This is a genomic window from Sphingopyxis sp. OPL5 (assembly GCF_003797775.2).
Lineage (GTDB): Bacteria > Pseudomonadota > Alphaproteobacteria > Sphingomonadales > Sphingomonadaceae > Sphingopyxis.
In genome coordinates this window covers 1591041-1615022 of sequence record NZ_CP060725.1, presented here as the reverse complement: position 1 = coordinate 1615022, position 23982 = coordinate 1591041, and the positions used below count along the sequence as shown (strand labels likewise).

Annotated in this window: 20 protein-coding genes; 3 read left to right on the top strand and 17 right to left on the bottom strand. The window is 65.5% G+C overall.

Annotated elements, in window-relative coordinates:
• The first annotated feature begins 133 nt into the window (after positions 1–133).
• A complete protein-coding gene (locus tag EEB18_RS07785) occupies positions 134–2413 on the top strand; it encodes an arylsulfatase (protein ID WP_187139084.1) in 2280 nt (759 codons plus the stop codon).
• Positions 2414–2425: 12 nt separating this feature from the next.
• Here the strand turns inward: EEB18_RS07785 and EEB18_RS07780 are convergent, their stop codons facing one another.
• From EEB18_RS07780 to EEB18_RS22670, 4 genes are all read right to left on the bottom strand, one after another.
• Positions 2426–3196, bottom strand: coding sequence for an enoyl-CoA hydratase/isomerase family protein (locus EEB18_RS07780; protein ID WP_187139083.1), 771 nt, complete (start codon positions 3194–3196; stop codon positions 2426–2428).
• A gap of 55 nt (positions 3197–3251) precedes the next feature.
• The gene (locus tag EEB18_RS07775; RefSeq protein WP_187139082.1) at positions 3252–4505 is read right to left on the bottom strand and encodes a MaoC family dehydratase N-terminal domain-containing protein; all 1254 of its coding nucleotides are present in this window, start codon (positions 4503–4505) and stop codon (positions 3252–3254) included.
• A gap of 82 nt (positions 4506–4587) precedes the next feature.
• The gene (locus EEB18_RS07770; RefSeq protein WP_187139081.1) at positions 4588–6270 is read right to left on the bottom strand and encodes a class I adenylate-forming enzyme family protein; all 1683 of its coding nucleotides are present in this window, start codon (positions 6268–6270) and stop codon (positions 4588–4590) included.
• Complete coding sequence (locus tag EEB18_RS22670; RefSeq protein ID WP_262408161.1) at positions 6267–6401, bottom strand: hypothetical protein; 135 nt, start codon at positions 6399–6401, stop codon at positions 6267–6269. Before EEB18_RS22670 ends, EEB18_RS07770 begins: the two co-directional genes overlap by 4 nt.
• A gap of 16 nt (positions 6402–6417) precedes the next feature.
• Here EEB18_RS22670 and EEB18_RS07765 point away from each other — a divergent pair, with 16 nt between their 5' ends.
• On the top strand, positions 6418–7659 hold the full coding sequence (locus EEB18_RS07765; protein ID WP_262408160.1) for a cytochrome P450: 1242 nt from the start codon (positions 6418–6420) through the stop codon (positions 7657–7659).
• 10 nt (positions 7660–7669) lie between these two features.
• On the opposite strand, the gene EEB18_RS07760 is transcribed toward EEB18_RS07765, so the two are convergent.
• The 9 genes from EEB18_RS07760 to EEB18_RS07720 form a co-directional block, all read right to left on the bottom strand.
• Positions 7670–9499, bottom strand: a complete 1830-nt coding sequence (locus EEB18_RS07760) for an AMP-binding protein (protein WP_222943152.1) — start codon at positions 9497–9499, stop codon at positions 7670–7672.
• 31 nt (positions 9500–9530) lie between these two features.
• Complete coding sequence (locus EEB18_RS07755; protein WP_187139079.1) at positions 9531–11027, bottom strand: class I adenylate-forming enzyme family protein; 1497 nt, start codon at positions 11025–11027, stop codon at positions 9531–9533.
• An 80-nt stretch (positions 11028–11107) separates the two neighbouring features.
• Positions 11108–11797: an SDR family NAD(P)-dependent oxidoreductase gene (locus EEB18_RS07750; RefSeq protein WP_222943151.1), complete on the bottom strand. Its 690-nt coding sequence runs from the start codon at positions 11795–11797 to the stop codon at positions 11108–11110.
• Complete coding sequence (locus tag EEB18_RS07745; protein ID WP_187139077.1) at positions 11794–13398, bottom strand: GMC family oxidoreductase; 1605 nt, start codon at positions 13396–13398, stop codon at positions 11794–11796. Before EEB18_RS07745 ends, EEB18_RS07750 begins: the two co-directional genes overlap by 4 nt.
• Before the next feature lie 11 nt (positions 13399–13409).
• The gene (locus EEB18_RS07740; RefSeq protein ID WP_187139076.1) at positions 13410–14858 is read right to left on the bottom strand and encodes an aldehyde dehydrogenase family protein; all 1449 of its coding nucleotides are present in this window, start codon (positions 14856–14858) and stop codon (positions 13410–13412) included.
• Between the two features lie 4 nt (positions 14859–14862).
• Positions 14863–15672 carry an SDR family NAD(P)-dependent oxidoreductase gene (locus tag EEB18_RS07735; protein WP_187139075.1) on the bottom strand — a complete coding sequence of 270 codons (810 nt, stop codon included), beginning with the start codon at positions 15670–15672 and terminating at the stop codon, positions 14863–14865.
• 10 nt (positions 15673–15682) lie between these two features.
• Entirely contained in the window at positions 15683–16135 is a 453-nt protein-coding gene (locus EEB18_RS07730; RefSeq protein ID WP_056344141.1) for a hypothetical protein, read from the bottom strand.
• 4 nt (positions 16136–16139) lie between these two features.
• Complete coding sequence (locus tag EEB18_RS07725; RefSeq protein WP_187669096.1) at positions 16140–17168, bottom strand: phosphotransferase family protein; 1029 nt, start codon at positions 17166–17168, stop codon at positions 16140–16142.
• Positions 17169–17171: 3 nt separating this feature from the next.
• Positions 17172–18296 carry a hypothetical protein gene (locus tag EEB18_RS07720; RefSeq protein WP_187139073.1) on the bottom strand — a complete coding sequence of 375 codons (1125 nt, stop codon included), beginning with the start codon at positions 18294–18296 and terminating at the stop codon, positions 17172–17174.
• Positions 18297–18433: 137 nt separating this feature from the next.
• On the opposite strand from EEB18_RS07720, the gene EEB18_RS07715 reads away from it, so the two are divergent.
• Positions 18434–19357: an SDR family NAD(P)-dependent oxidoreductase gene (locus EEB18_RS07715; protein WP_187139072.1), complete on the top strand. Its 924-nt coding sequence runs from the start codon at positions 18434–18436 to the stop codon at positions 19355–19357.
• A gap of 24 nt (positions 19358–19381) precedes the next feature.
• Here the strand turns inward: EEB18_RS07715 and EEB18_RS07710 are convergent, their stop codons facing one another.
• Genes EEB18_RS07710 through EEB18_RS07695 form a run of 4 tightly spaced genes read right to left on the bottom strand, consistent with a single transcriptional unit; the run spans position 19382 to position 23980 of the window.
• Positions 19382–20389 (bottom strand): zinc-dependent alcohol dehydrogenase family protein, encoded by a 1008-nt coding sequence (locus EEB18_RS07710; protein WP_187139071.1) that lies wholly within the window; start codon positions 20387–20389, stop codon positions 19382–19384.
• A 21-nt stretch (positions 20390–20410) separates the two neighbouring features.
• Positions 20411–20983 (bottom strand): nuclear transport factor 2 family protein, encoded by a 573-nt coding sequence (locus EEB18_RS07705; protein ID WP_187139070.1) that lies wholly within the window; start codon positions 20981–20983, stop codon positions 20411–20413.
• Between the two features lie 10 nt (positions 20984–20993).
• Positions 20994–22640, bottom strand: coding sequence for an FAD-binding protein (locus tag EEB18_RS07700; RefSeq protein WP_187139069.1), 1647 nt, complete (start codon positions 22638–22640; stop codon positions 20994–20996).
• Complete coding sequence (locus EEB18_RS07695; protein ID WP_187139068.1) at positions 22637–23980, bottom strand: aromatic ring-hydroxylating oxygenase subunit alpha; 1344 nt, start codon at positions 23978–23980, stop codon at positions 22637–22639. The genes EEB18_RS07700 and EEB18_RS07695 overlap by 4 nt, the downstream gene beginning before the upstream one ends.
• Positions 23981–23982: the final 2 nt, after the last annotated feature.

Here is a 23982-nt window from a genome sequence, read left to right as displayed (position 1 = left end):
CCGCGCGGCGCCGCAGCCCTGCGGCGCCCGAACCATGGGACAGGATTGCGGCCAGGCGGCTTTTGCCGTCTGGCCGCCGTGGTTTCGACGGCCGATGCGTCCAATCCTTCTGGTCCCGAAAAAAGGCGCTGTGATGATCCGGCCTTCTCCCTCGATGCTTTTCCTGACAGCTTGCGCGCTCCTCTGTGTTCCCGCGATGGCCGGGGCGCAGGCGGCCGCCGACCTGCCGGCGTGGCCGCAATCGCCCGTTGCAGCCAAACAGGCGCCCAATATCCTGGTGATCCTGACCGACGATGTGGGGTTCGCGGCGTCGTCGACCTTTGGCGGGCCGATCCCGACCCCGACCCTCGACCGCCTCACGGCGCGCGGTTTGCGTTTCAATCGCTTTCACACCTCGGCGATCTGTTCGGCGAGCCGCGCCGCCTTGCTGACCGGTCGCAACCCATCGCGGGTCGGCATGAGCGGCGTCACCAACAGCGCCAGTTCGCACCCCGCCTATACCAGCATCCTGCCGCGCAGCGCCGCGACGATCGCCCGCCTGCTCCGCGACAATGGCTATAGCACCGCGATGATCGGCAAGGCGCATATCACGCCGAAATGGGAAACGGGCCCCAACGGGCCGTTCGACCGCTGGCCGACCGGCCTGGGTTTCGAATATTTCTATGGTTTCCTCGATGGCGACACCGACCAGTTCGCGCCGCAACTTTACCGCGGCACCGAAGCGATCGAGCCGCCCGCCGACGATCCCGGCTATATTCTCGACAAGGATCTGGCCGACCAGGGCGTGCACTGGCTGCGCGAACAGAATGCGGTGCAGCCGGGCAAACCCTTCTTCCTTTATTATGCCCCGGGCACCGCCCATTCGCCGCATCAGGCGCCGCGCGACTGGATCGACCGCTTTCGCGGCCAGTTCGACATGGGCTGGGACGCGTTGCGCGCGCAGATTCTGGAGCGGCAAATCGCCATGGGCACCGTCCCGGCGGGGACGCATCTGACCCCGCGCCCCAAGGAGATCGCGGCGTGGGATACGCTGACCCCCGACAAGCAGCGCCTCTATGCCCGGATGATGGAGGCCTATGCCGGGGCGCTTGGCTATGCCGACAACCAGATCGGCCGCGTCCTCGACGAGATCGAACGCAGCGGAGAACTCGACAACACGCTGGTCATCTTTGTCCAGGGTGACAATGGATCGAGCGCCGAGGGCGGCGAGAACGGCCTGTTCAACGAACTGGCCGGGCTGAACGAGCAAGGCGCGGAGGACTTGCCGGTCGCGTTGGCGAATATCGACCGGCTCGGCGGTCCGATGACCTATGGCCATTTCCCGGTCGGTTGGGCGCATGCGATGTCGACGCCCTTTCCCTATTTCAAACGCGTCGCCTCGCATCTCGGATCGACGCGCAACGCGATGGTTCTGTCCTGGCCGCGCGGCGCACCCGACGCGCATGGCGAGGTGCGGACGCAATTCCACCATCTCGTCGATATCGTCCCGACGATTCTCGAGGCCGCCCTAATCAAGGCGCCGGCAAGGGTCGACGGCGTGACCCAGATGGCGTTCGATGGCGTCAGCATGCTTTACGCCGCGCGCGATGCAGGGGCGCCGTCGGCGCGCAAGATTCAGTTTTTCGAACTGTCCAGCGACGCCGCCATTTATGCCGACGGCTGGCTTGCCAACACCAAGCCGGTCGCGATGCCGTGGCAGTTCACGGGCATCAAGACGGTGCCCTTTGACCAGCGGACCTGGGAATTATACGATCTCTCCTCCGATTTCAGCCAGTCGGCGGACCTCGCCGCGCAAAACCCCGCAAAGCTGGCGGCGATGCAAAAGCTGTTTTACCGCGAAGCGAAGCGAAACAATGCGTTGCCCATTGCGCGGTCGCCGCGCGGTCTTCCCGCACCCGACATCAATCAAGGCCGGACAAGCTTTTCCTACCCGGCCGGCGTGAAACGTATTCCGAACGCGATCGCGCCGGACATTCGCAACCGGTCCTTTTCGTTGGTCGCGACGGTCGATGTCGCGACGGGTGGGGGCGATGGCATGCTGGTGACGCAGGGCGGGCGGTTCGGCGGCTATGCCTTGTATATGCGCGATGGCGTGCCGCACTTTGTCTATAACAAGCTGGGGATCGAGCGAACGGTGCTGGACTGGGACCGCCCGCTTGCCGCCGGTCGGCACCAGATTCGGCTCGATTTCGACTATGATGGCGGCGGCATCGGCAAGGGCGGCGTCGCGCGCCTGTCGGTCGATGGTGCCCCGTCGCGGTCGGTCCGCATCGCGTCGACGATGCGCCTCCTGCTGCCCTTGTCGGAAACCTTCGATGTCGGGGTCGATACCGGCACGCCGGTTACCGAGGATTACCGCGTCCCGTTCCGTTTCGACGCGGGGCTTCGGGATGTGACCGTCCTGCTCCGCTGACGGCGGAACGGTTCAGCTTTTGGCGGCGTCCGCGTCGCGCGCTTTCTTGATGGCGCGCAGCATCTCGATGAAGGCGTCGGTCTCGCGCCGGAGATAGGCGTTGGTGTCGGGTTCGAGGGCGTTCTTCTGGAACAATTCGCGTGTCAGCCGCATCTGAAGGCGTGGTGCGGCGGCGAGCGTTTCGCCGACCTTGATGGCTTCGTCCAGAAGCTGTTCGTCGGGAACGACGCGCGTGAGCAGGCCGATCTCCTTCGCCTCCTGCGCGGTCAGTTTTTGCGACGTCAGGCAGATGTCGAGCGCGCGGCCATAACCGACCAGCCGCGGCAACAGCGCCGTACAGCCGAGTTCGGGCATGTAGCCGAGCGAGAGGAAAGGAAAGCTCCAGGTCGAACTTGCGCCGCCGATCCGGATGTCCATCGGCAGCAACTGGGTGACGCCCAGCCCGATCGCCGCACCATGCACCGCGCCGATCATCGGCTTCGAGCGCGCGAGCAGATGGATCCAGCCGCTATCCTGCATCATGCAGATCTGCGCGATGTTGAGCTTCTTGCCGGTGTCGGGATCGACCTCCGGCCCCGCCTTGAAATCGGTCCCGGCGCAGAAGATCGGCCCTTCGTGGGTGAGCACGATCGCACCGATCGCATCGTCGGCGTTGGCGGTCTCTATCGCGCGCTCGGTTTCGCGATAGAGCGGCGGGCTCCACGCGTTGCGCCGCTCCTGCTTGTCATAGGTGATGACCGCGACGGCCCCACGCTTTTCGTACCGGATATGGTCGTATGTCATCCTGCGGTCCATGTCTGGACCGCGGCGCACGCCGGCGCCGCGGTCAAAGCCGAGATTATTGCTTCAGCCGCTCGACTTCATAAGCGTACATCTCGTCGATATTCTCCTTCGCCGGTTTCGGCAGCTCGACCGGCGCATCGCGGGTCGGCAGGAGGACGACGGCATTGCCCGGCGACACGACGGTGCCGTGCTGATTCTCGACCCAGATGTCGAGGTGCACCTCGTTGCGGCCTTCTTCCTGCACCTTCTTGCGGACCTTGCCTTTGATCCAATAGGTGTCGCCGGTGTAGACGAACTTGCGGTGCTGGCACGACAGCTTCCACAGCCAGCCGTCGTCGCCCATCCAGTTGGTGACGGTGTTGGTCAGGAAGGTCTCGCGCAGCCCGCCATAATCATAGGGAATGGGAATGCCGAGTTCATTGGCCCATGCCTTTTCCCAGTGCAGGCGCTGGACCGTGTCGGGGACATTGAGTTCGTTCGGGGTGTAAAGCCCCGGCACCTTGGCGCGGATTTTCCAGCTCTGGCGAAAAGCGCCCGGCGGGGTCAACTGCATGCCCCAGCCGACGTGCCAGACGACGAGGTCGCTGGTGCGCAGCGGGCCGCGCACGATCGTCTGCATGTCCTCGCCCTCGATCACATCTTCCCAGTAGCGCGTCTCGGCGCCGCGCAGTTTTTCGGCGGCGTAGCAGGCGTCGATCTCGGCGAGCTGCGCGTCGGTGTAGGGGGTCGGAAGGTCATATTCCTTCTTCTTCTCCTTCGACGCGTGGCGTTCGGCGCGGATCCAGGTGCCGCGCTGGATCGCGTGCAATTCATCGTCCTGGTTGCGATAGATATAGCCGTTCACTTCGGACACGGTGCGGCCCGCAAAGCCGCTCTTGTCGTTCACCTGGACGCCGATCAGCGCGAAGCGCTGTTTGAGCTGGTCGCCCAGCCGCAGCGGACGCCACCATTCGAATTCCATCTGCGCCTGATACGAGCCGAGGCCGGCGAGCGGATCGCCCTTCATCATCGCCTTCACTTCGGGGGTGATCGGCGGCGCGTCCGAGACGCCCATCGTGTAGAGGAAGTTCGGCGGCGCGATCAGGCCGCCCCAGCGGGTCTTGTCGCCATAATGCTTGTCGCACCACAGCGGATTGTCGTCGCCATACCCCACCGCGAAGTGGCGGGTGCCGTCCCATGTCACTTCATAATTGTGCGGCGGGGTCGGCTTGTTGACCTGAATACCGATCCGCTCGCGCAGCTTGTCGATGCCTTCGTCGGTCAGAATGCCGTAATTGTCCGGCACGTTCTTTTTTTGGGTTTCCGCCATTTGCCTCTCGCTCCGCCACCATTGTTTGTTCCCGAATCCATGCAGATGTCGGCGGGTCGAATCAAGTAAATTCGTTATATGATTAGAATGATCGCTCATCGAGCATTTTGGTCATCAGCGCGGCGAGTTCGGCTTTCTTGATCTTGCCCGATCCGGTCGCCGGCAGCGTCGCTTCGTCGAGCGCGATGATATGCTTCGGGACCTTGAACGAGGAGAGCTTGCCCCTGAGGTCGGCGATGACCGCGGCTTCGTCGAGGACGCGGTCCGGCGCCATCAGCACCGCCGCGACGAGCAAGGTGTCACCGGCGCCGGGGACGCCGACGACGCCCGCCTTTTCGATTCCCATCAGGCCGGCGAGCGCGAGTTCGACCTCCATCGGTGCGACATTGGCGCCATGGACCTTGATCATCTCGCCCAGTCGCGCCTCGAATTTCAGATAGCCATCGGCGTCGAGCAGGCAGAGATCGCCGGTCGCATAATAGCCCTCGGGATCGAAGGTCTCGTGCCGTTCGCGTCCGTTCAATCCGAGCATCAGGCAATAGCCGCGCACCAGCAGTTCGCCGACCTCGCCCGGCGGCAACGGGATACGCGTTTCGGGATCGACGATCTTCAATTCGACCCCGGGAACGGCGCGGCCCTGCCAGAACGGCCGGTCTTCGGGCAGCAGTTCGTCGTAGCGCGCCGACGTATGCCCGCCCAGCGCCTCGGTCATGCCAAAGGTGCGGGCGAAGCGACCGTTGGGATGGGAAACCGGCGCGCCGAACCGTTCGGACAGATGATCGCTGACAAAGCGTCCGCCGTGCGCCAGCCCGGCGCTGTCCATATTGAGCCGCACCACGTCATAACCCGCAGCCTTTAATTCGGCGGAGTCGCGCAGCACGTCGAACCAGCCCGAATCGCCGGCGAGCGCGTTGGCGCGTTCGGTTTCGATCAGCGTCACTATATTCGCCGGCGACCCGTCGCTGGTGGTGATCAGGCAGGCACCATTGTTGAGGCTGTAGAACAGGGTCGCGACAAAGCCGGCGACCCAGAACATCGCGCGCGTCGTGACCACCCGGTCGCCATGGCCGAACGGGGTGAAGTCCATGCCCATCTGCCAGCTGTGGCGGATGAGCGGACCGTGACCGTGGACGACACCCTTGGGGGTCGCGGTGCTGCCCGAGGTGTGGATGATGCACGCCGGGTCGGCGGGGGTCACTAGCGCTTCGACCTGTTCGAGCATCGCGTCGCCGATCGCATCGCTGCCGTCGAGCAGGGCATCGAACGGGCGCGACCAGGGCCGCGATCCGCCGCCGATGACATGGATATGCCGCAGCCGCGGCGCCGCCTCGAGCTGGAGCGCCCCGGCGGCCTGACCGGCGAGGCCGGGCAGCGCCTCTTCGAGCCGGGCGAGATAGTCGTGCCGCAGGAATGCATCGGCAATGATCAGATGGTCGAATTCGGCATGGGCGAGCACCCAGCGCAATTCGGGCGCCTGATACAGCGTGCTCAGCGGGCCGACGATCGCGCCGATCCGTCCGGCGGCGAGGACCGCGACGACGAATTCGGGGCAGGGCGGGGCCATGATGCCGATCCGGGCGCCCTTGCCGACCCCCAGCGCCAGCAGCGATTTCGCGACCGCGGCCGATTGCCGGTCGAGGTCGTGGAAGGTCACCCGGCGGCCATCGCGGACCAGCGCATCGGCCTCGCCATAGCGCGCCGCAAAATTTCGGATCAGGCCGGGGATCGTGGATCGGAAATCGGGTTCGGGGATCATCGCGCTCATGGCAGGCGGAATTCCCGCTGACCGAAATCATCGCTGATGATCTGACCGATCCAGACCTTTGGTTCCACGCCGCTCTCCCCGGCAAGCCTCTTTTCCCATGTCGCGCATCCGCGCGCCATCGCTTGCATCATCGGTATAAACAGATAGATGATATATACAACAAAAGCCTATCAGGAGCAGGATATGAACAACCCCGTCCCTCTTACCCCGAAGCCGGACCATGTCCCGGCCGAGCTGGTGGTGGATTATGATTATATCCGTCCCGACGGCCTGGAAGAGGTGGGGGTGTATAAGGCGGTGAAGCGCCTGCACGATGGCCCCGACATCATCTGGTCGCCGCGCCATGGTGGTCATTGGATGGTGACGCGCGCCGAGGACGTCAAATTCGTCCAGCTGAATTACGAGATTTTCAGCCATGAGGAATTCATGATCCCGCGCACGCTGATGCCGCTCAAACCGCTGCCGCTCGCGGTCGATCCCCCCAATCACGCGCGCTATCGCGCGGTTATCAACCCCGGCTTCATGCCCGGCAAGGTCGCCAAAATGCGCGACGATGCCCGCGAGTTGACGATCGAACTTGTCGAAAAGCTGCTGCCGCAAGGGCACTGCGAACTGCTCGGCGATTTTGCGCGGGTAATGCCGGTGACGATGTTCCTGCGTATCGTCGACCTGCCGCTCGACCGGCGCGAGGAATTTGTCGAATGGGGCATCGCGCTGATGTCCTCCTATGACCCCGCCGAAAGGCTCGCCGCGCAGATCCGCGTCCGCGACTATCTGAAGACCGTGCTCGACGAGCGCGACAATGGCGACGGCGACGATCTGTTGACCCGCGTCGCGGCGTGGCGCCGCAACCCGCGTTTCCAGTCGGAAGAGGAGGTGCTGTCGATGGCGAGCCTGCTCTTCTTCGGCGGACTCGACACGGTGGCGTCGGAAATAGCCTATATCGCCCATTATCTTGCCCAGCATCCCGAGCAGCAGCGGCGCCTGCGCGAAGAGCCCGAGATCATTCCCGCCGCCTGCGAGGAATTCCTGCGCCGTTTCGGCCTGTCGAACACCGGCCGCATCCTGACCCGCGATTTCGAATATAAGGGTGTGTTGTTCAAGAAGGACGAGATGATCATGGTCCCGAACAATTTGTCGGGGATCGACGATCGCGAATATGCTTGTCCGATGGACGTCGATTTCGATCGCAACGCGCCCGCGCACAACACCTTCGGCAATGGCCCGCACAAATGCGTCGGTCAGGGGCTGGCGCGCGCCGAGATCGAGATATTCCTCGAGGAGTTCGTCGGCCGCCTGCCCGAATTCCGGCTCGATCCGGACCGCAAGAATGTCGAACATTGCGGATCGGTGCCCGGCTTCGACGAGCTTTATCTTCGCTGGGACTGAGAGCCGCGCGTCAGCCGGCGGCGATCGCCTCGCCGCGATAGAGCGCCTCGACATCGGCGACGCGCTGGCGCTGCACTTCGCGCTGGTTGACATAGCCCTTGTCGGCGATCTCGTCGCCGGCGGGCGGCGCGATGAGCAGGCGCAGCGCGGCAACGCGGCGCGACTGGCCGCCCGCCGCGGCATTGTGGCGCGCGAGCCGCGCCGCGACATGCGCCGTGATCGCCGGATGACCGGCCAGCGCCGCGGCGTCGAGATCGTCCCCGGCCAGTTTGCGCGCATCGGCGATCCGCATCCAGCCGAGCGCGCGCACCTCGCTGCGTCCTTCGCCCGCGATCACGACATCCTGCAACAGCGGATCGAGCGCATCGAGCAGCGCCATGCGGAGCGCCCCGACATGGACCCAGGTGCCCGACGACAGCTTGAAATTCTCGGTGACCCGGCCGTCGAAGACGAGGCCGAGTTCGGGGCGTTCGGGATCGACGAAGCGGGCGGCGTCGCCGGTGCGATAAAAGCCCTCGTCATCGAAGGCGGCGGCGGTGGCCTCGGGATCGCTCAGATAGCCGGGGGTGACGGTCAGTCCCTTGACGCGGATCTCGAGCCGCCCGCCGGCGGGCGCCAGCTTCACCACATTGCCGGCAAAGGGCAGCCCGATCGGGCCGGTGGTTTCGAGCGGCCAGCCGACGATCGTCGTCCCCTGCGTCTCGGTCGTCCCATATTTGGTGATGATCGGAATCCGGCGCCCGGTGGCCGCGACCGCCAGCGCCTGCAGGCGGCGGAACACATCCTCCGACAATCCCGCCGAGCCATAGCTGAGGAAGCGCAGGTCGCGGAAAAAATGGTCGCGTAGCTCGTCGTCGGCCTCCATCGCGGTGACCAGTTCCGAAAAGAAGATCGGGGTCGAATTATATTCGGTCAGGCATATCTCGCGCAGGTTGCGGATCGATTCGGCGAACTGGCCGGGCAGGGGGCGTCCGTCGTCGATGTAAAAGCAGGCGGCCTCGTTGAAGATGTCGGCGGGCAGGGTGTTGTTGCCGCCGACATGGCTCCACGGCACCCACGACAGAAAGGCCTTGGCCGGGCTTTCTTCCTCTTCATGCGCATACATCGCCTGATGCTGCGCGACGATGCCGGTCAGGATACGCTGGGTCTGGATCACGCCTTTGGGCTTGCCGGTCGAACCCGAGGTGAAGATCGTCTTGGCGTGGGTGTCGGGGGTGATCGCGGCGAGCGACGCATCGACCGCATCGGCCGGCACGGCCGATATCAGATCGCCCAGCGCCAGCGTTTCGCCATCGGGAGCGGCCTCGTCGGTGACGAGGATCAGGTCGCCCCGTTCGTTGAGCGCGCACATTGCGGGCAGGAAGATGCGCCAGTCGTCGGCGTAGACCAGCCGCGGCCGGCATATCGCGAAGCAGTGCCGCAGCCGCGCGAAATCGCCGCCGGCCAGCGAGTAATTGACCGACACCGGCGCATAAGGCGCGCGCGCCATCTGCGCGGCGAGGTTGACGACCAGATGCTCGGGACTGCCCCCCGACAGGACCATGACCGACGCGTCGGGACCTATCCCCCGATCGATCAGCGCCTGCGCCAGCCCGCGCACCTGCCGCAAAGCGTCGCCGAACGACAGCCGCCGCCATTCGCCGCGGCCGCCGTCGGGCAGCAATTCGCGGCGCGCGACCAGCGGGCGATCCGGAAAACGCTCGGCGCGGTCTATGAACAGGTGCGGGATCGACGGCCACAGATCGGGCAGGCGGTAGCCCGGCGTGATCAGCGTCGAGCCGTCGTCACGATCCTCAAAGCGGCAGCGATGCGGTTCGAAAGGCAAAGGCGCATAATCCACCGTCAGGCCATGCTTCAGCCGACAGGCCCGATCAAGCCGCTTCGAGCAGCTTCCTGAGTTCGGGCTGGCTGGGTTTCATCGATGGCGTCCGCGGGAAATCCTGCACTTCGAGCAGCTTCGTCGGCAGCTGATAGGCGGTCAGCCGTTCGCGCAGATACGCTCGCAGTTCGTCGGCGGCGACCGACTGTCCCGCCTTCACGCGATATCCCGCCGCGGGGACCTGTCCCAGCCGCGGATCGGACAGCGCGACGACACAGGCTTCGAGGACGGCGGGATGGGTCTCCATCGCCTTGACGACGTCGTCGGGGATGATCTTGAACCCGCCGCGGATGATCGCATTGTCGGCGCGGCCGAGAATCCAAAGAAATTGTTCCTCGTCCATGCGCGCGAGGTCGGTCGTCCGGACCCAGTTCCGGCCATCGCCAAGATGTTTGGCGCGCAGTTCGAGCAGTCCCTTTTCGCCATAGGCCAGCGGCTCGCCGCTTTCGGGATCGACGATGCGGCCGTCGACGCCGGGGTTCATCTTGCCGACGCTGCCGCGCCGCTGGGCGCCCGATTTCAGGAAATCGGGGAGCGTCCACCCCGCGACCCCGCCCGCAAATTCGGTCGCGCCATAATTTTGCAGGACCGGGATGCCGAAATGCTCGTAGAACTGGTCCGCCAGCGCCGGATCGAGCGGCGCCGTCGAGGTGCGAAAGGCGACGAGGCTCGACAGCGCCTCCTTGGGCACCCCGGCGTCGAGGATCATCCGCAGCGCGGACGGCGGCGCGCCCGCGACCTTGGGCCGGTGCCGCTGCACCGCGTCGACAAATTCATCGACCCGGAAGCGGTCGAGCATGCACGACTTGCGACCCGCGGACAGCGTAACGAACAGGCTGAATATGCCGCCGATGTGCGAGAAGGGGGTGTTGGAAATGCTCACCGCCCGCGACAAGGTCGGCGGCGCATCGATATCGCGCTTTTCGAACACCGCCGCGTCGAGCACCATCTTCGAGAAATTGGCGGCTTTCAGCGGCACCCGCTTCGGCGCGCCGGTCGTGCCGCTGGTCAGCATCTCGATGCCGATCCCCGCGGCATCGCTGTGGAAATCGGTCCCGGTGCTTGCCATGATCAGACGCGCGGGCTGATCCTTGTCGCCGGTAATCTCGATCCCCAATGCGCCGCTTTGCGCGACCGCGTCGCGCACCGGCGCGCGCTGCCAGTCCTCGGTCTGGGCGATGATGACGGGAGTCTTCAGCGCGATGATATCGCTCGCCAGCTTTTCGTCGGGCAGCGCGGGGTTGAGGGTGACGACGCAGCGGTCGGAGGTGATCGTGCCGATGATCACCGCCGCCATGGGCGGGGTGTTGCGCAATATACCGCCGATGCGGGTGCCCGAACCGATTCGATGCTGCTGCAACAGCGCCTCGACCGCATCGATAACTCCGCTGAGGTCCCCCCAGCTGTGCCACTGCCCCTGATATTCGAGCGCCGGGGCGGCAGGGTCGATCGCCATGACGTTGCGAACGATCGAATTGAGCGTGGGCATGCTGCCGTAATCCTTGCGAGCGGTGGAAATTAATGTCTATCTGATTTATATGTATATGCCCTCGCTTTGCAAGCCATTCCTCATGAAATCAGGAAGCCGCCGTCGAGTGCCAGCATCTGTCCGGTGACGAAGCGCGCCGCCGGGGAGGCGAGATAGACGATGGCGCTGGCGACATCCTCGGCACGCCCCATTCCCAGCATCAACCGGCCGGGCTGGGTGGCCGGTCCGCCCAGCCGCTCCATATCGGCGGGCGGGTCGCCGACGGGCACGGCGCCGGGCAACACCGCGTTGACGCGAATGCCGTCATCGGCATGGTCGAGCGCCGCCGCGCGCACGAGGCCGTTGAGCCCCGCCTTCGACGCGCCATAGGCGCCATTGCCCTTCAGCACCGGATGGACCGATCCCATAGTCGACACCGCGACGATCGCGCCGCCGCCCTGTTGCTGCATGGCGGGAATCACCGCGCGCATGGCCAGAAAGGCACCGCGCAGATTGGCATCATGCACCTGATCCCATTGGTCGAGCGACATCGTCGGCAGCGCATAGGTGCCGATGCGCGTGACCGCATAGACCATCACGTCGATCCGGCCATGACGCGCGGCAAAATCCGCAACCGCGTCGGCGATCACCTGCTCGCCCGGCACGATATCGGCGATTTCGGCAGTGGCCCCCAGTTCGTTGAACAGCGCGGCGGTGGCCTCGCCGATCGGGGTGGCGCCGATGACCAGTATCTTGCGGTCGGTCACTCCAAAAATGCGTTCGAGCGTCATATCCCTCTCCCGATCCATTCGGCGGCGCGTTCGGCGATCATGATCGTCGGCGCATTGGTGTTCGCCGACACCGGTTCGGGCATCACCGACGCATCGACCACCCGCAGTCCCGCGATGCCCCGGACCCGCAAATGCGGATCGAGCACCGCCATAGGGTCGCCATCAGCGCCCATGCGGCAGGTGCCGACCGCATGATATCCGATGCCGCCCCATTGGCGCACATAGGCTTCCCACTGGTCGTCATCGGACGGCATGGGATCGGGTCGCAGCGTTCCGGTGATGATCGCGGCCAAGGCCGGCGTGCGGCAAAGGCTTTCGACGATCTTCAGCCCCGCGACCAGCTTGTCGACGTCGCTCTGCGCGCTTTGCAGCCGATGGTCGATCACCGGCTTGGTATCGGGATCGGCACTGCGCAGCCGGATTTCGCCGCGACTCTGCGGGCGCGCGACATGGAATCCGAACGAGAAGGACGGACGCTTCTCCACCACCGCATCGCCCTTGTCGTTGAACGAGACCGCGACGGGCAGCATCGACAGGATGATGTCGGGGTCGGCGAGGTCGGGATCGGTGCGGAATGCCGCCATGACCTGCACCGCCGGGGTCGTCAGCAGCCCGCGATGGAACAGCATGTAATTCAGCATGTGGCGTGCGAGCTTGAACGGGCCGAGCTCGGCGCTCATCGTCGGGATGTTGACGAGCTTCGCCAGGCTGACGCTGTTGTGCTCGCGCAAATTCCGCCCGACGCCGGGCAGGTCGCGCTGCACCGCAATACCGTGCGCGGCCAGCCCCGCCGCCGGACCGAGACCCGACCGCATCAATAGGGTGGGCGACAACAAGGTGCCGGCGCACAGCAGCACTTCGCCGCGCGCCCGGATGACGCGGCGCTCGCCGGCCACGCGCACCTCCACCCCGGTCGCCCGGCCGCCCTCGATGACGATCCGGTCGACATGCGCCTGGGTGACGACGGTCAGGTTCGCGCGGCCGCGCACCGGATCGAGATAGGCGCGCGCCGCCGAACAGCGCTGGCCGTCCTTTTGGGTCGCGAAGATCCGGTAGACGCCGCTCTGGCTGCCGTTGCAATAATCCTCGTTCAGCGGAATCCCGGCCTGGGTGAAGGCGTCGATGACATATTGGCCGACCGGTTGCGGATCCTGGATCGGCGAGACGCTGAGCGGGCCGTGCCGGCCATGCGATTGCATCGGCGGCCCGTGGAATTCCTCGGCCTTCAGGAAATAGGGGAAGACATCGTCATAGCCCCAGCCGGTGCATCCGGCGGCGGCCCAATGGTCATAGTCCGACCGTTCGCCGCGCATATAGACCTGGCCGTTGATCGCCGAACTGCCGCCGAGCGCCTTGCCCGCCGCCCATTGCATCGTGCGGTCGTTGATCGATGGGTCGGGTTCGGTCGGCAGGCACCAGTCGAACTGTTTGTGCCCCATCAGTTTCGCGGTGCCGGCGGGCATCCGGACGAGGAAATCGCGGCCTTCGCCCCCGGCCTCGAGCAGGATCACCCGATGCCCGGGATTTTCGCTCAGCCGCGCGGCCAGGACGCAGCCCGCGCTGCCCCCGCCCACAATGACAAAGTCCGCCTCGTCGTCCACGCCTCATCCCCTCAGCGCAGGTGCATCAGCACCTGCTTGATCTGCATGAATTCCTCGAGCCCCGCACGGCCGCCCTCGCGTCCGAAGCCGCTTTGCTTGACGCCGCCGAAGGGCTGGTTGGGGGCCATCGGCAACATGCCGTTGACCGCGACGCATCCGGCCTCGAGCGCGGCGGCGACCTTGTGCGCGCGCGACAGGTCGCGGGTGTGGAGATAGGCGCCGAGGCCGAAGCGCGAATCATTGGCCATCGCCACCGCGTCGGCGTCATCGTCGAACCGTACGATCGACAGCACCGGGCCGAAGACTTCCTCGCGGGCGAGGTGGCTGTCGTGCGCGACGCCGGCGAACACCGTCGGCTCGACGAAGCTGCCGGCGGCTAGGTCGCCCTGTCCGCGTCGACCGCCGGTGACCAGCCGGCCACCGCTTTCGGCCTTGGCGCGGTCGATCACCCCGATGATCCGCTGCGCGGCGGCCTCGTTGATGACGGGTCCGATGATGGTGGCAGGGTCGAGCGGATCGCCAAGCGCGTAGCTTTCGGCATGCGCGCGCACCCGGTCGACGAACTCGTCGAAGATCGCGCCATGCGCATAGACGCGCGTCGGCAGGACGCAGCCTTGCCCCGCCAGCGGGACCAGGCTGCAACCGGCGGCCATCGCCGCCGCGACATCGAGATCGGCATCGGCGAAGATCAGGTTCGCCGACTTGCCGCCGAGTTCCAGCGCGACGGGTTTCAGATGTTCGGCGGCGGTCCGCATCACCGCCTTGGCGACGATGTCGCCGCCGGTGAAGCTGATCTTGCCTACCGCCGGATGCGCGATCAGTGCCTCGCCCGCTTCGGCATCGCCAGGAACGATGTTCAGCACCCCTGCCGGAATCCCCGCCTCAAGCGCCAGTTCGCCAAAACGCAGCGCGACGAACGGGGTCTGCGTCGGCGGCTTGAGGACGACGGCATTGCCCGCCGCCATCGCCAGGATCGCGGTCATCGCGATCGCCACCAGCGGCGAATTCCACGGGATGATGACGCCGATCACCCCGATCGGCTCGTGCCGCGAATAAGCTAGTCCGGCGATGCCGAAGGGTTCGCTGTAGCTGCCCTCGATCTTGTCGGCCCAGCCGGCATAATAGCGGATCCACGACAGCGCGAGGCCGCTCGAATTGCTCGACAGCGGCGTGCCGCATTCGAGCGCCGCCATCCGCAGGAGCTTGGCCGCGTCGGCTTCGATCAGGTCGGCGAGGCGCAGCAGGCTATCGCGCCGCTTTTCGGGGCCGAGCGCCTGCCACGCCCGTTGGCCGAGAACCGCGGCGCGCGCCGCGGCATCGATCTCGCTGGCGCCGCCGATCAACACGCGTGCCTGAACCTGTCCGGTGGCGGGATTGACATGATCGCGGGCGCCGAGACCGGTCGTCGCCGGGCGCGTATCGCCGATCAGGGGACGGCTGTCGGAGAGCAGGTCGGTCATGCCATCAACCCTTGGTGAAGCCGGCGTCGACGAGCAGTTCGGCGCCGGTGATATAGCTCGCCGCGTCGCTGGCGAGGAACAGGATCGCGCGCGCCATTTCGATGGGATCGGCGATGCGCCCCATCGGGTTGCGCCCCGGGATCGTCGCCGGCCCCGCGATGACCGCGCCGCCCGCCGCCTGCGCCGCGCGCATCTTGTCGGGTCCGGGGGTCGCCATGCCGCCGGGCAGCACCGAATTAACGCGTATCCCGTCCTTGCCGAACTCGACCGCCGCCAGCCGGGTGATCGCGTCGACCCCGGCCTTCGCCGAGTCATAATGCATGTTGGGAAAGATCGTCGGATGCTGCGCGCTCATCGACGAGACATTGACCACCGATCCACCGCCGCGCCGTCGCATCTGCTTGACCGCCTCGCGCAGGCACAGGAAACTGCCGCGCGTACACACGGCGTGCATGATGTCCCATTCGGCGACCGACATGTCCATCGTGTTCGCCTTGCCGCGATAGGCGGCGTTGTTGACCAGCACATCGACGCCGCCGAACCGCTCGGCCGCGGTGGCAAAACCCGCCTGCACCGCGGCCTCGTCGGACACGTCCATGCCGATGCCGAGCGTCGGCCCCTTGGCCGCGAGTTCGGCGGCAACCGCGGCGGCGCCCTCGGCATTCAGGTCGGCGATCACGACGCTGGCGCCGACGTCGAGGAAAAGCCCGGCGGTCGCCTTGCCGAGCCCCGACGCGGCGCCGGTTATCAGCGCGACCTTTCCGGTCAGGGTGAAGGGCGCGAGGGCGGCGGACTCAAGGATAGTGTCGGTCATAGGGGGCTCCTCAAAACATCGGTCCGTCGAGCGCGGGAACGCAATAGGCGGCTTCGCGGCCGATCTGCGCCGCCAGTTGCGCGCGCAGGCTGGTGCGGACGGCGGGGGCGAGCGGCTCGGCGAGCGCCCGTTCGAACAGGCGTTTCCACGCGTCGTTGCGCGCGGTGAGATCGGCCATCGCGATATGACCGGGTTCGGCGTCGGCGGCGAGGGTGCGAACCTCGGCGGCGAGCGCCGGCGGAAATTCTCCCGCTTCGGCCAGCGTGGCCAGCAGGCGGCGCTTCTCGCGGCAATCCTCGACCAGCGCGGCGCCCTCCTGATCGAGGCGCAGGATGACATGGTTGATCAGCATGCGCGCGCACATCATCGCGCTTTTCGCATGCGGACTGCTGATTTCGGGTGCGACCAGCTCTTCGAGATTCTCGACGCAACCGCGAAGAATGTCCTGTGCTGAAGGATTCATCGCCTCAACCCTTCCCGAACTGTGCGGCGGCGGACAGGTTGGCCTGGATCATCACCGGATAGAGGCAACCGAGCGTAAGAAGTTGGACGCGGCGGTCGCGGCCGTCATTGTAGTTGCGCAAGGCCGAGTGCAACGCGCACGCGCCCTTGTAGCCCCAGAAGCGCCGGTACCAGCCGACCGCCTCCTGCGTCACCGGGTGCGGCGCGACGCTGTTGTAATAGGCGAGCGCGGCATCCTCGTCCCAAAATTTGGCGGTCGTCCCCATCGCGACGGCCAGGTCGAGCGCCGGATCGCCCAGGCTCGCGCCCTCCCAGTCGCACATGCCGACGATCCTGCCGTCCTGCCAAATCTCTTCGCCGATGCCGTTGTTCTCCTTGCGCAGGACGATACGCGCCGGGGCGGGGGGCGGGTTGTCGAGCAGCCAGCGACCGATTTCGCGCAGGCCCGGAAGCGGCTCCTGCGCGTGGCGGTCGAGCATCTCGAGATGCCGGACGACATCGTCCTTACCGCAATTCTCGGGGTCGGACGGAATGGGCAGCAGCTGGCCGAAGCCCATCGCGTCCCAGTCGAGTGCGTGGAGCGCGGCCAATTTGTCCATCTGTTCCTTGACGATGCCGATCTTCGCCGCTTCGGCTTCGTCGCCGGTCTCGCGAAGACAGGCTGGCTCGATCTCGCCATCGATCCATTCGCGGATCGTGAATTCGCGTCCCTCAAGCAGCCATTGGGGACGGTCCTCGTGCACCACCAGGCGCGGCACGGGCACCGCGGTGCCATGGAGCAGGCGATACACTTCGCTTTCGTCGCGGAGCGGACTGTCGGACATGCAGCCGCCGGGCGGATCGAGGCGGACGACGAATTTCTCGCGGCCCTTTTCGCCGTCGGCGTCCCAGGCGAGCGTGACCCACCAGGTTTCGCGCGACATGCCGGGATAGGAGCGCTTGACCGTTTCGAGGCGCGCCTTGGACCGATCCGGGAAAAGCTGTTGGAAATAGGCCGTCATCTGCGGCTCGTTGAGGGGTTGATAGAGGGGCATCGATTATCCCTGCGGCCGGTAGCGCGGGTGGGGGCCGGTAAAGCCGACCATCGAATCGGCCATGCCGGCGGCGCCGTTGAGGGTGATCGCCAGCGGATATTCGTGCGGCAGGACGGCCGGAAAGGTCACACGACCGCTGATGTCGCGCACGCTCGACGGATCGCTGACATCATAGGTCTCGCCTTCGACGATGCCGTCGCCGCGCCACGCGCCGAGCCCGCGCTGGTCCCAATAGCCGTTGTAATAGCCATAGCCCTGATAGACGAAACCGTCCGAGAGCGGCGTGCCGCGCAGTTCATACCGGTCGCCGCCGGCGGTGAAATCGAAATTCAGCGCCGTCGGTTTCAGCGTGCCGGGGACGAGGCCGATATCGACCGTCGCGCCGTCGATGGTCATCTCGCGCCATCCGTCGCCGTCGCGCCGCACCAACTTGCCGCCCGAATAGACGGTGCGGCCGCTATCGTCCTCCTGGATCTGGACGCTGCCATGGGTTCCGTCGTCGCAGGCGAAAGCCATGCCCGAAATCACCGACGTCACGCGGCCGCCCGCGACCGGCGCGGGCGGAGTCGGCGGCGGCGGACCGCCGACCGAGGGGCGGACGCCGAAGGATCGGTCGCGAAAGCCGAACCAGTCGACGATCTCGATCCGCGTCCCCTGCGCCTCCGCCCAGCCGTTGACCCTCCCGAACTGATAATAGCGCCGATAGTCCTCGTGCAGCACCCCGTTGATATGGCGGCGGTGATGCGGCTCGTCGAACGCCGGCAGCGTCGCTTCCCAATGCATGTCGAAAGACACGCCGAAATCATTCGGCTCGAGCAGCAGACGAAAGCTCTTGAGCCCCTCCTTGACGATATAGTCGAGCGGCCCCGCGCCGATCCGGCCGACATTCGGGCGCCAGGCGCGCGACGTCCGCAGATTATGCTGCTGCCCGTCGAGCAGGATCGTCCCGAAGCCGTCGAGCACATTCATATTCTTGTAGACGCCGAGGCCCGAGTTCACCTGCGCGCGATTCTCGGGATCATAGGCGACCCACCAATAGCGGTCGAAAAAGCGATGGTCGCTGCTGCCGGCACAGTCGAAATGGTCGGCGATCTGGTGATAGGGGTAATCGTCGAACGCGCTCAGCATGCATCTCTCCCATCGGCAGCCCCTGTCATATGAGGCCGTCCGGCGATCGTGAGTCCGGTTGAATCATGCTCACAATCGTATAAAACCTATATACCTTTAATCGGGAATCGATACAGAACACAAGTAGGGAGCAGGATATGGGACAATATGACGGCCGGGTGGCCGTGATCACCGGCGCCGGGCGCGGAATCGGGCGCGAAACCGCGCTGCTGATGGCGCGCGAGGGGGCAAAGATCGTCGTCAACGATCTGGGCGGCGGGCCGCAGGGCGGCGGCGGCGATGCCAGTTTCGCGCAGCAGGTCGTCGACGAGATCAAGGCCGCAGGTGGAGAGGCGGTCGCCGACACCTCGAGCGTCGCGTCGATGGCGGGCGGCCAGGCGGTCGTCGATTGCGCGATCGACCATTTCGGGCGGCTCGATTATCTGATCAACAACGCCGGCATCATCCGTCCGCGCCGGATCACCGAGATGAGCGAGGAGGATTTCGACATCGTCATCGCGGTCAACCTCAAGGGCTATTTCGCGACGATCCGCGCCGGGGCCGAGCATCTGAAGAAACAGGGCGGCGCGATCGTCAACTTCGCCTCCCCCTCGGGCTTTGGCCATTATGGCATGGCCAATTACAGCGCCGCGAAAGAGGGTGTCGTCGGCATGTCGCGCACCGTCGCGCGCGAATTGGCCGAATATGGGGTGCGCACCAACGTCATCCGCCCGATTTCGGGGCCGAGCAACATGAATATCCCCGAGGTGTACGAGACGCTCGGCTATGCGATGAACACGCTCAAGATTCCGCCGCTGTCGAACCACTGGATCGGCAACAGCGGCCCCGACGGCCGCCCGTGGAATGTCGCCGCGGTCGCGGCCTGGCTCTGTTCCGACCTGTCGGAAAACCTCAACGGACGCGAACTCTTCATCAACGGTGGCCATGTCGCGCTGGTGCAGGAACCCGAATATGTCCGCAGCCAGTTCGCGGTCGACGGCTGGACCTTCGAGGGCCTGTGCAGCGAAGGCACGACGCGCGCGCTGACGTGGGACATCCGCAACCGATTTACCGGGAAATAGGGAGGAAAAGGTGGTCCGCGTCGCTCAGACCCGGATCACCACTTTTCCGAAATGGGTTCGCGATGCGAGATGAGCCAGCGCCGCGCGAGCCTGATCGAAATCGAAGACGCGGTCGATCACCGGCGCGAAATTTTGCGCCGCGCAATCGACGAGGCGGACGAGATCGGCGCGCGATCCGACCGAAATGCCGCGGATGGTGCCCATCGTCCGCATCAGCGGCAGCGGGCTGATCGCGCTCATCGGATTGTCGAGCAGGCCGACCAGTGCAATCTCGCCCTCGGGCGCCAGCGCCGCCATCGAGCGGGGCAGGGTGCCCGCGCCGCCGACCTCGACCACACGATCGACCCCGCGCCCGTCGGTGAGTTCCAGAACCCGCCGGTCCCAGTCGGGGCATTCGCGATAATTGATGACGTCGCTCGCGCCCATGCCGAGCAGGCGCGCGGCTTTGGCCTCGCTCGATGTCGTGGCGATCACCCGGCATCCCCTGGCGCGCGCGATCTGCAGCGCGAACAGCGAAACCCCGCCGCTGCCCATGACGAGGACGCTGTGACCGGGGCCGACCGGCGCGCCGCGATCGAGCGCGGCCCAGGCGGTGACGCCGGCGCACGGTAGCGTCGCGGCCTGTTCGAACGACATCGAAGCGGGGATCGGAACCACGGTGCGCGCCGCCACCGCGACCTGCTCGGCAAGGACGCCGTCGACCGCGCCGCCGAGGTCGGTCGCGATCGCCGCAGGATTGAAGGGACCGCCGATCCAGCCCGGCCGGAACGGGATGACGACCCGCGTTCCGATCGCGACGTCGGTGACCGCCGATCCGCAGGCGGTGACCTCGCCCGCGGCGTCGGACCCGGGGATGATTCCCGGCTTGGGGCCGTAGGGCGAGGGGCCGAACACCATCATCAGGTCGCGCGCGTTGAGCGCGACGGCGCGGATGCGGACAAGCACATCGTGGGACCCGATCTCGGGAACCGGCGCGTCCTCGATCGCCAGATTGTCGAGCGACCCGTGATCGCGGAGGCGATAGACTTTCATCGCTGGGACCCGGCCGCTGCGTCAGGTGCCGGCGAGAATATCGACGTTGATGCCGATCCGCTCCTCGGGGATCGTCAGCGGCCGCTCGTACGAGCAGTCGCTGGCATCGCGCGCGGTCGTGCCGCTCTCGGCCAGCATCGCGCGCGCCGCCGGGCTGATCTGCGTCGCCACCGGCTGGCCGCCCCAGTCGGGGACGCATTTGCGCGCCGCGATGCGCCATTCGCCGCCGCGCTTTTCCATGCGGTCGACATAACGCCCGCCGCCGATCGTCAGATTCTGCCCGTTCGGATCGAGCGCGGCGAACATCCAATAGGTTTCGCAATGCGCCGTGTCGCCGTCGAGCTCGCAGCTGTGGTTGGTGATGATGTGCTGGTGGGTCGCCTGGGCGGTGGTGTGATAATGGTTCACCCACGCCCAGAATTCCTCCGGCCCGGCGACGACGAAGCCATGGTCGTCGACCGCGTCGGGGTGATAGGCCGACAGGAACAGGTCGCGGTCCATGCGGTCGACCCCGCGGCAATAGCGCGTCACGACCTCGCGGATCTTCTGCTTGTCGTAGAGTTCGCGCACCATCGCTTCGACGGAGGGTTCCATATCCGGCTCCTCAGTTCGGCAGGCGGTTCAGCGCATGCTGCGCCGCCACCCAGCCAAAGATGAACGACGGCGAGATGCTCGCGCCCGCGCCGGGATAGGTCTTGCCCATCACCGAGGCGGTCGAGTTTCCGGTCGCATAGAGGCCGGGGATCACGCTGCCGTCGTCGCGCAGCGCGCGCGCATATTCGTCGGTCAATATGCCGCCGAAGGTGCCGACATCGCCGGGAAACACCTCGATCGAATAAAAGGGCGCCCGTTCGATGACGCCCAGCGTCGGGCTCGGCTTGTGGGTGCGGTCGGCATAGACGAGGTCATAGGCCTTGTCGCCGCGGCCGAAATCGGGGTCCTTGCCGACACGGGCGAACCCGTTGAAGCGCTCGACCGTCGCTTCGAGGCCGTCGGGATCGATCCCGCGCAGCGCCGCGAGCTCGCGCAGGCTCGCCGCCTGTTTGAGGAAGCCGCTGTCGTACCAGACCTGCGGAATCGCGCCCATGCGAAAGCCCCAGCTGTATTTCTTGAAATAGGACGCATCCATGATCGCATAAGCGGGCACCGCGCCATGCGCGTAAAAGTCCTGCCCGTTCGCCATATAGGATTGCGCTTCGTCGAGGAAGCGCTTGCCCAGCTTGTCGACCAGGATGCAATGCGGCTTGGGCAGGTCGGGGACATTCATCAACGGCGCGCCGTCGGGCGGGACCGAGGTCGGAATCCACACCGCCTGATCGGTCAGGTCGAGCGCCGCGCCATGCGCGCGGGCGATCTCGATCATTTCGCCGGTGTCGCCGGGATTGGCGTTGGTCCAGGCGGTCGACGAGGGCTGCGGGCCATATTTCTTGCGGAGCTCGGCGTTGTGGGCAAAGCCGCCCGCGTTGATCAGCACGCCGTCACGCGCCTCGATCCGCCAGGGCTTGCCATCCTTTTCGGTCACCACGCCGACGATGCGGCCGTCCTGTTCGACCAGATCGCTGACCCCCGAATCGGTGCGGATATCGACTTTGTGGTCGAGCGCCATTTTCAGCATCCGCCCCTGGATCGCGGCGCCCGAGCCGACCTGGTGGATGCCGAGGATCTTGTTGCGTATCAGGCGCAGGCCGATCTTCACCATCGCGAGCTTGCCGGCCCAGGTCACCTTCATCAGCGTCAGATGCTTGGTTTCGGTGCGCTTGGCGGGAATGCCGAATTCGCCGCGGCGAAGCTTCGGATACCATTCCTTGCCGAGCGTCTTGATGTTGAAGATTTCGACGCCGAGCGAGCGGCCCTCGGCCAGCCCGCCAGGCAGATCGTCATGATAGTCCGACCAGCCGCCGTAGCGGACGAAGGGCATGCCCTTTGCTTCGAGATAGTCGACCATTCGCGGACCCATTTTCAGGAACATGTCCTTGCGCTCGCGCGACGTCGACGGGCCGACGTCGCCGACCGCCGAATCGAGGTAGGTGCGCGCCTTGTCCGCATTGTCGTCGATGCCTTCGCGCGCCTGTAAGGGGTGGTTCGGAATCCAGAAAACCCCGCCCGACAGCGCGGTCGAGCCGCCGACCCGGTCGGTCTTTTCGAGGATCAGCGGTTTCTTTCCGGCATCGACCGCGGCGATCGCGGCGAGCATCGAGCCGCCGCCGCTGCCGACGACGATGAAATCGGCACTCTCGTCCCACCCGCTCACTGGGCGTATCCATTCTCGACGAAGTCGTCGAGGCTGCGGTGGAAGTTGATGACCGCAATTTCCTGGCGCGGATTGGGCTTGGCACCCTTGAAGCCCTTCGACTTCATGCCCTTCTGGACCTGGCCCATATTCTGATAGTCCTGGGTCAGGATCAGGCCCCAGAAATCGACGTCGCTATGATCCTGGCTCCATTCATGCTCGACCTTCGGCACCTGCCCTTCGGGGTAGCGCTGAAGCGAATAGACATCCCAGACGCATTTGTCGGGGTCGTTCCCGAACGGACGCGCGCGATAGCCGAGCAGGCCGGTGGGACCCATCAGCATGATCTGGTTCGGGAACAGATGCCAGTCGACGCCTGCGGCATACATTTGCTCGGGCGTGATGCTCGGCCATTGCAGGCCCTGCGAGGCGGCATTTTCGTATATATACTGGCCGAATTTGGCGAGCACCTCCATCGGCGGGGTGCCCGGCGGCACTTCCTGTTCGACACGCCGCGCGGCAAAAACGGTCTGCACCGACGAACCGGCATTCAGCGTCGCCGCCATATCTTCCATATAGTCGCGGATGCCGGGGCGGATATCCTCGGTCGGCTTGCCATCGGTCAGTCGGGCCGAACGCGAACCCATCGGCATCGATTCCCAATAGCCAAAGTGCGAATGGCGCCCGCGCGCATAGCTTTGCGTCCAGTCGTCCATGTAGCGCAGCATCTGGTTGTGCGTCGTCTGGACATGATAGCCTTCGTTGAAGGCTTCGAGCGCGACCTTCCAGTTGCAGTCGAAAATCGTCGATTTGCGCCAGTGATAATTCATCCCGCCGATATCATAGGGGTCGAGATAGGCTTTCGCGGGCGCCAGATGCTCCTCCAGGCTGATGCTGTCGGGGTCCATGTTGATATAGACCCAGCCGCTCCAGCGTCCGACCTTGACCGGGACCAGGTTGAGGTCGTCGTCGGTCAGCGATTCTTCGGGCCATTCATGGCGATCGACGACCTTGGCGATCGTCCCGTCGAGCTTCCACGACCAGCCATGGAATTTGCAGAACAGGCGCGCGGCGTGGCCGCATCCCTCGGTAATCGTGCGGCCGCGATGCGGGCAGACATTGTAATAGGCTTTGATCTCGTCGGCGGCGACGCGGATCACGATGATCGACTGGTCGACGATGTCATAAGTATAATAATCGCCGACGTTGGGAATTTCCTCCTCGCGGCAGGCCATCTGCCAGACGCGATACCACAGCTTTTCCGCCTCGATTTTCGCGAATTCGGGGGAAATATAGTGATCGGCGGCAACGACATAGCCCGCGCCATCCTGCTGCAGTCCGTCCTTGGTCTGAACGTTCATCG

What these genes read in the sequence shown, in the direction of transcription:
- EEB18_RS07750 (WP_222943151.1), bottom strand. Translation starts at nt 11,797, where the DNA reads ATGACGCTCGAACGCATTTTTGGAGTGACCGACCGCAAGATACTGGTC.
- EEB18_RS07710 (WP_187139071.1), bottom strand. Translation starts at nt 20,389, where the DNA reads ATGAAAGTCTATCGCCTCCGCGATCACGGGTCGCTCGACAATCTGGCG.
- EEB18_RS07725 (WP_187669096.1), bottom strand. Translation starts at nt 17,168, where the DNA reads ATGCCCCTCTATCAACCCCTCAACGAGCCGCAGATGACGGCCTATTTC.
- EEB18_RS07775 (WP_187139082.1), bottom strand. Translation starts at nt 4,505, where the DNA reads ATGGCGGAAACCCAAAAAAAGAACGTGCCGGACAATTACGGCATTCTG.
- EEB18_RS07740 (WP_187139076.1), bottom strand. Translation starts at nt 14,858, where the DNA reads ATGACCGACCTGCTCTCCGACAGCCGTCCCCTGATCGGCGATACGCGC.
- EEB18_RS07755 (WP_187139079.1), bottom strand. Translation starts at nt 11,027, where the DNA reads ATGCCCACGCTCAATTCGATCGTTCGCAACGTCATGGCGATCGACCCT.
- EEB18_RS07770 (WP_187139081.1), bottom strand. Translation starts at nt 6,270, where the DNA reads ATGAGCGCGATGATCCCCGAACCCGATTTCCGATCCACGATCCCCGGC.
- EEB18_RS07715 (WP_187139072.1), top strand. Translation starts at nt 18,434, where the DNA reads ATGGGACAATATGACGGCCGGGTGGCCGTGATCACCGGCGCCGGGCGC.
- EEB18_RS07720 (WP_187139073.1), bottom strand. Translation starts at nt 18,296, where the DNA reads ATGCTGAGCGCGTTCGACGATTACCCCTATCACCAGATCGCCGACCAT.
- EEB18_RS07735 (WP_187139075.1), bottom strand. Translation starts at nt 15,672, where the DNA reads ATGACCGACACTATCCTTGAGTCCGCCGCCCTCGCGCCCTTCACCCTG.
- EEB18_RS07785 (WP_187139084.1), top strand. Translation starts at nt 134, where the DNA reads ATGATCCGGCCTTCTCCCTCGATGCTTTTCCTGACAGCTTGCGCGCTC.
- EEB18_RS07705 (WP_187139070.1), bottom strand. Translation starts at nt 20,983, where the DNA reads ATGGAACCCTCCGTCGAAGCGATGGTGCGCGAACTCTACGACAAGCAG.
- EEB18_RS07765 (WP_262408160.1), top strand. Translation starts at nt 6,418, where the DNA reads ATGATATATACAACAAAAGCCTATCAGGAGCAGGATATGAACAACCCC.
- EEB18_RS07780 (WP_187139083.1), bottom strand. Translation starts at nt 3,196, where the DNA reads ATGACATACGACCATATCCGGTACGAAAAGCGTGGGGCCGTCGCGGTC.
- EEB18_RS22670 (WP_262408161.1), bottom strand. Translation starts at nt 6,401, where the DNA reads ATGATGCAAGCGATGGCGCGCGGATGCGCGACATGGGAAAAGAGGCTT.
- EEB18_RS07730 (WP_056344141.1), bottom strand. Translation starts at nt 16,135, where the DNA reads ATGAATCCTTCAGCACAGGACATTCTTCGCGGTTGCGTCGAGAATCTC.
- EEB18_RS07695 (WP_187139068.1), bottom strand. Translation starts at nt 23,980, where the DNA reads ATGAACGTTCAGACCAAGGACGGACTGCAGCAGGATGGCGCGGGCTAT.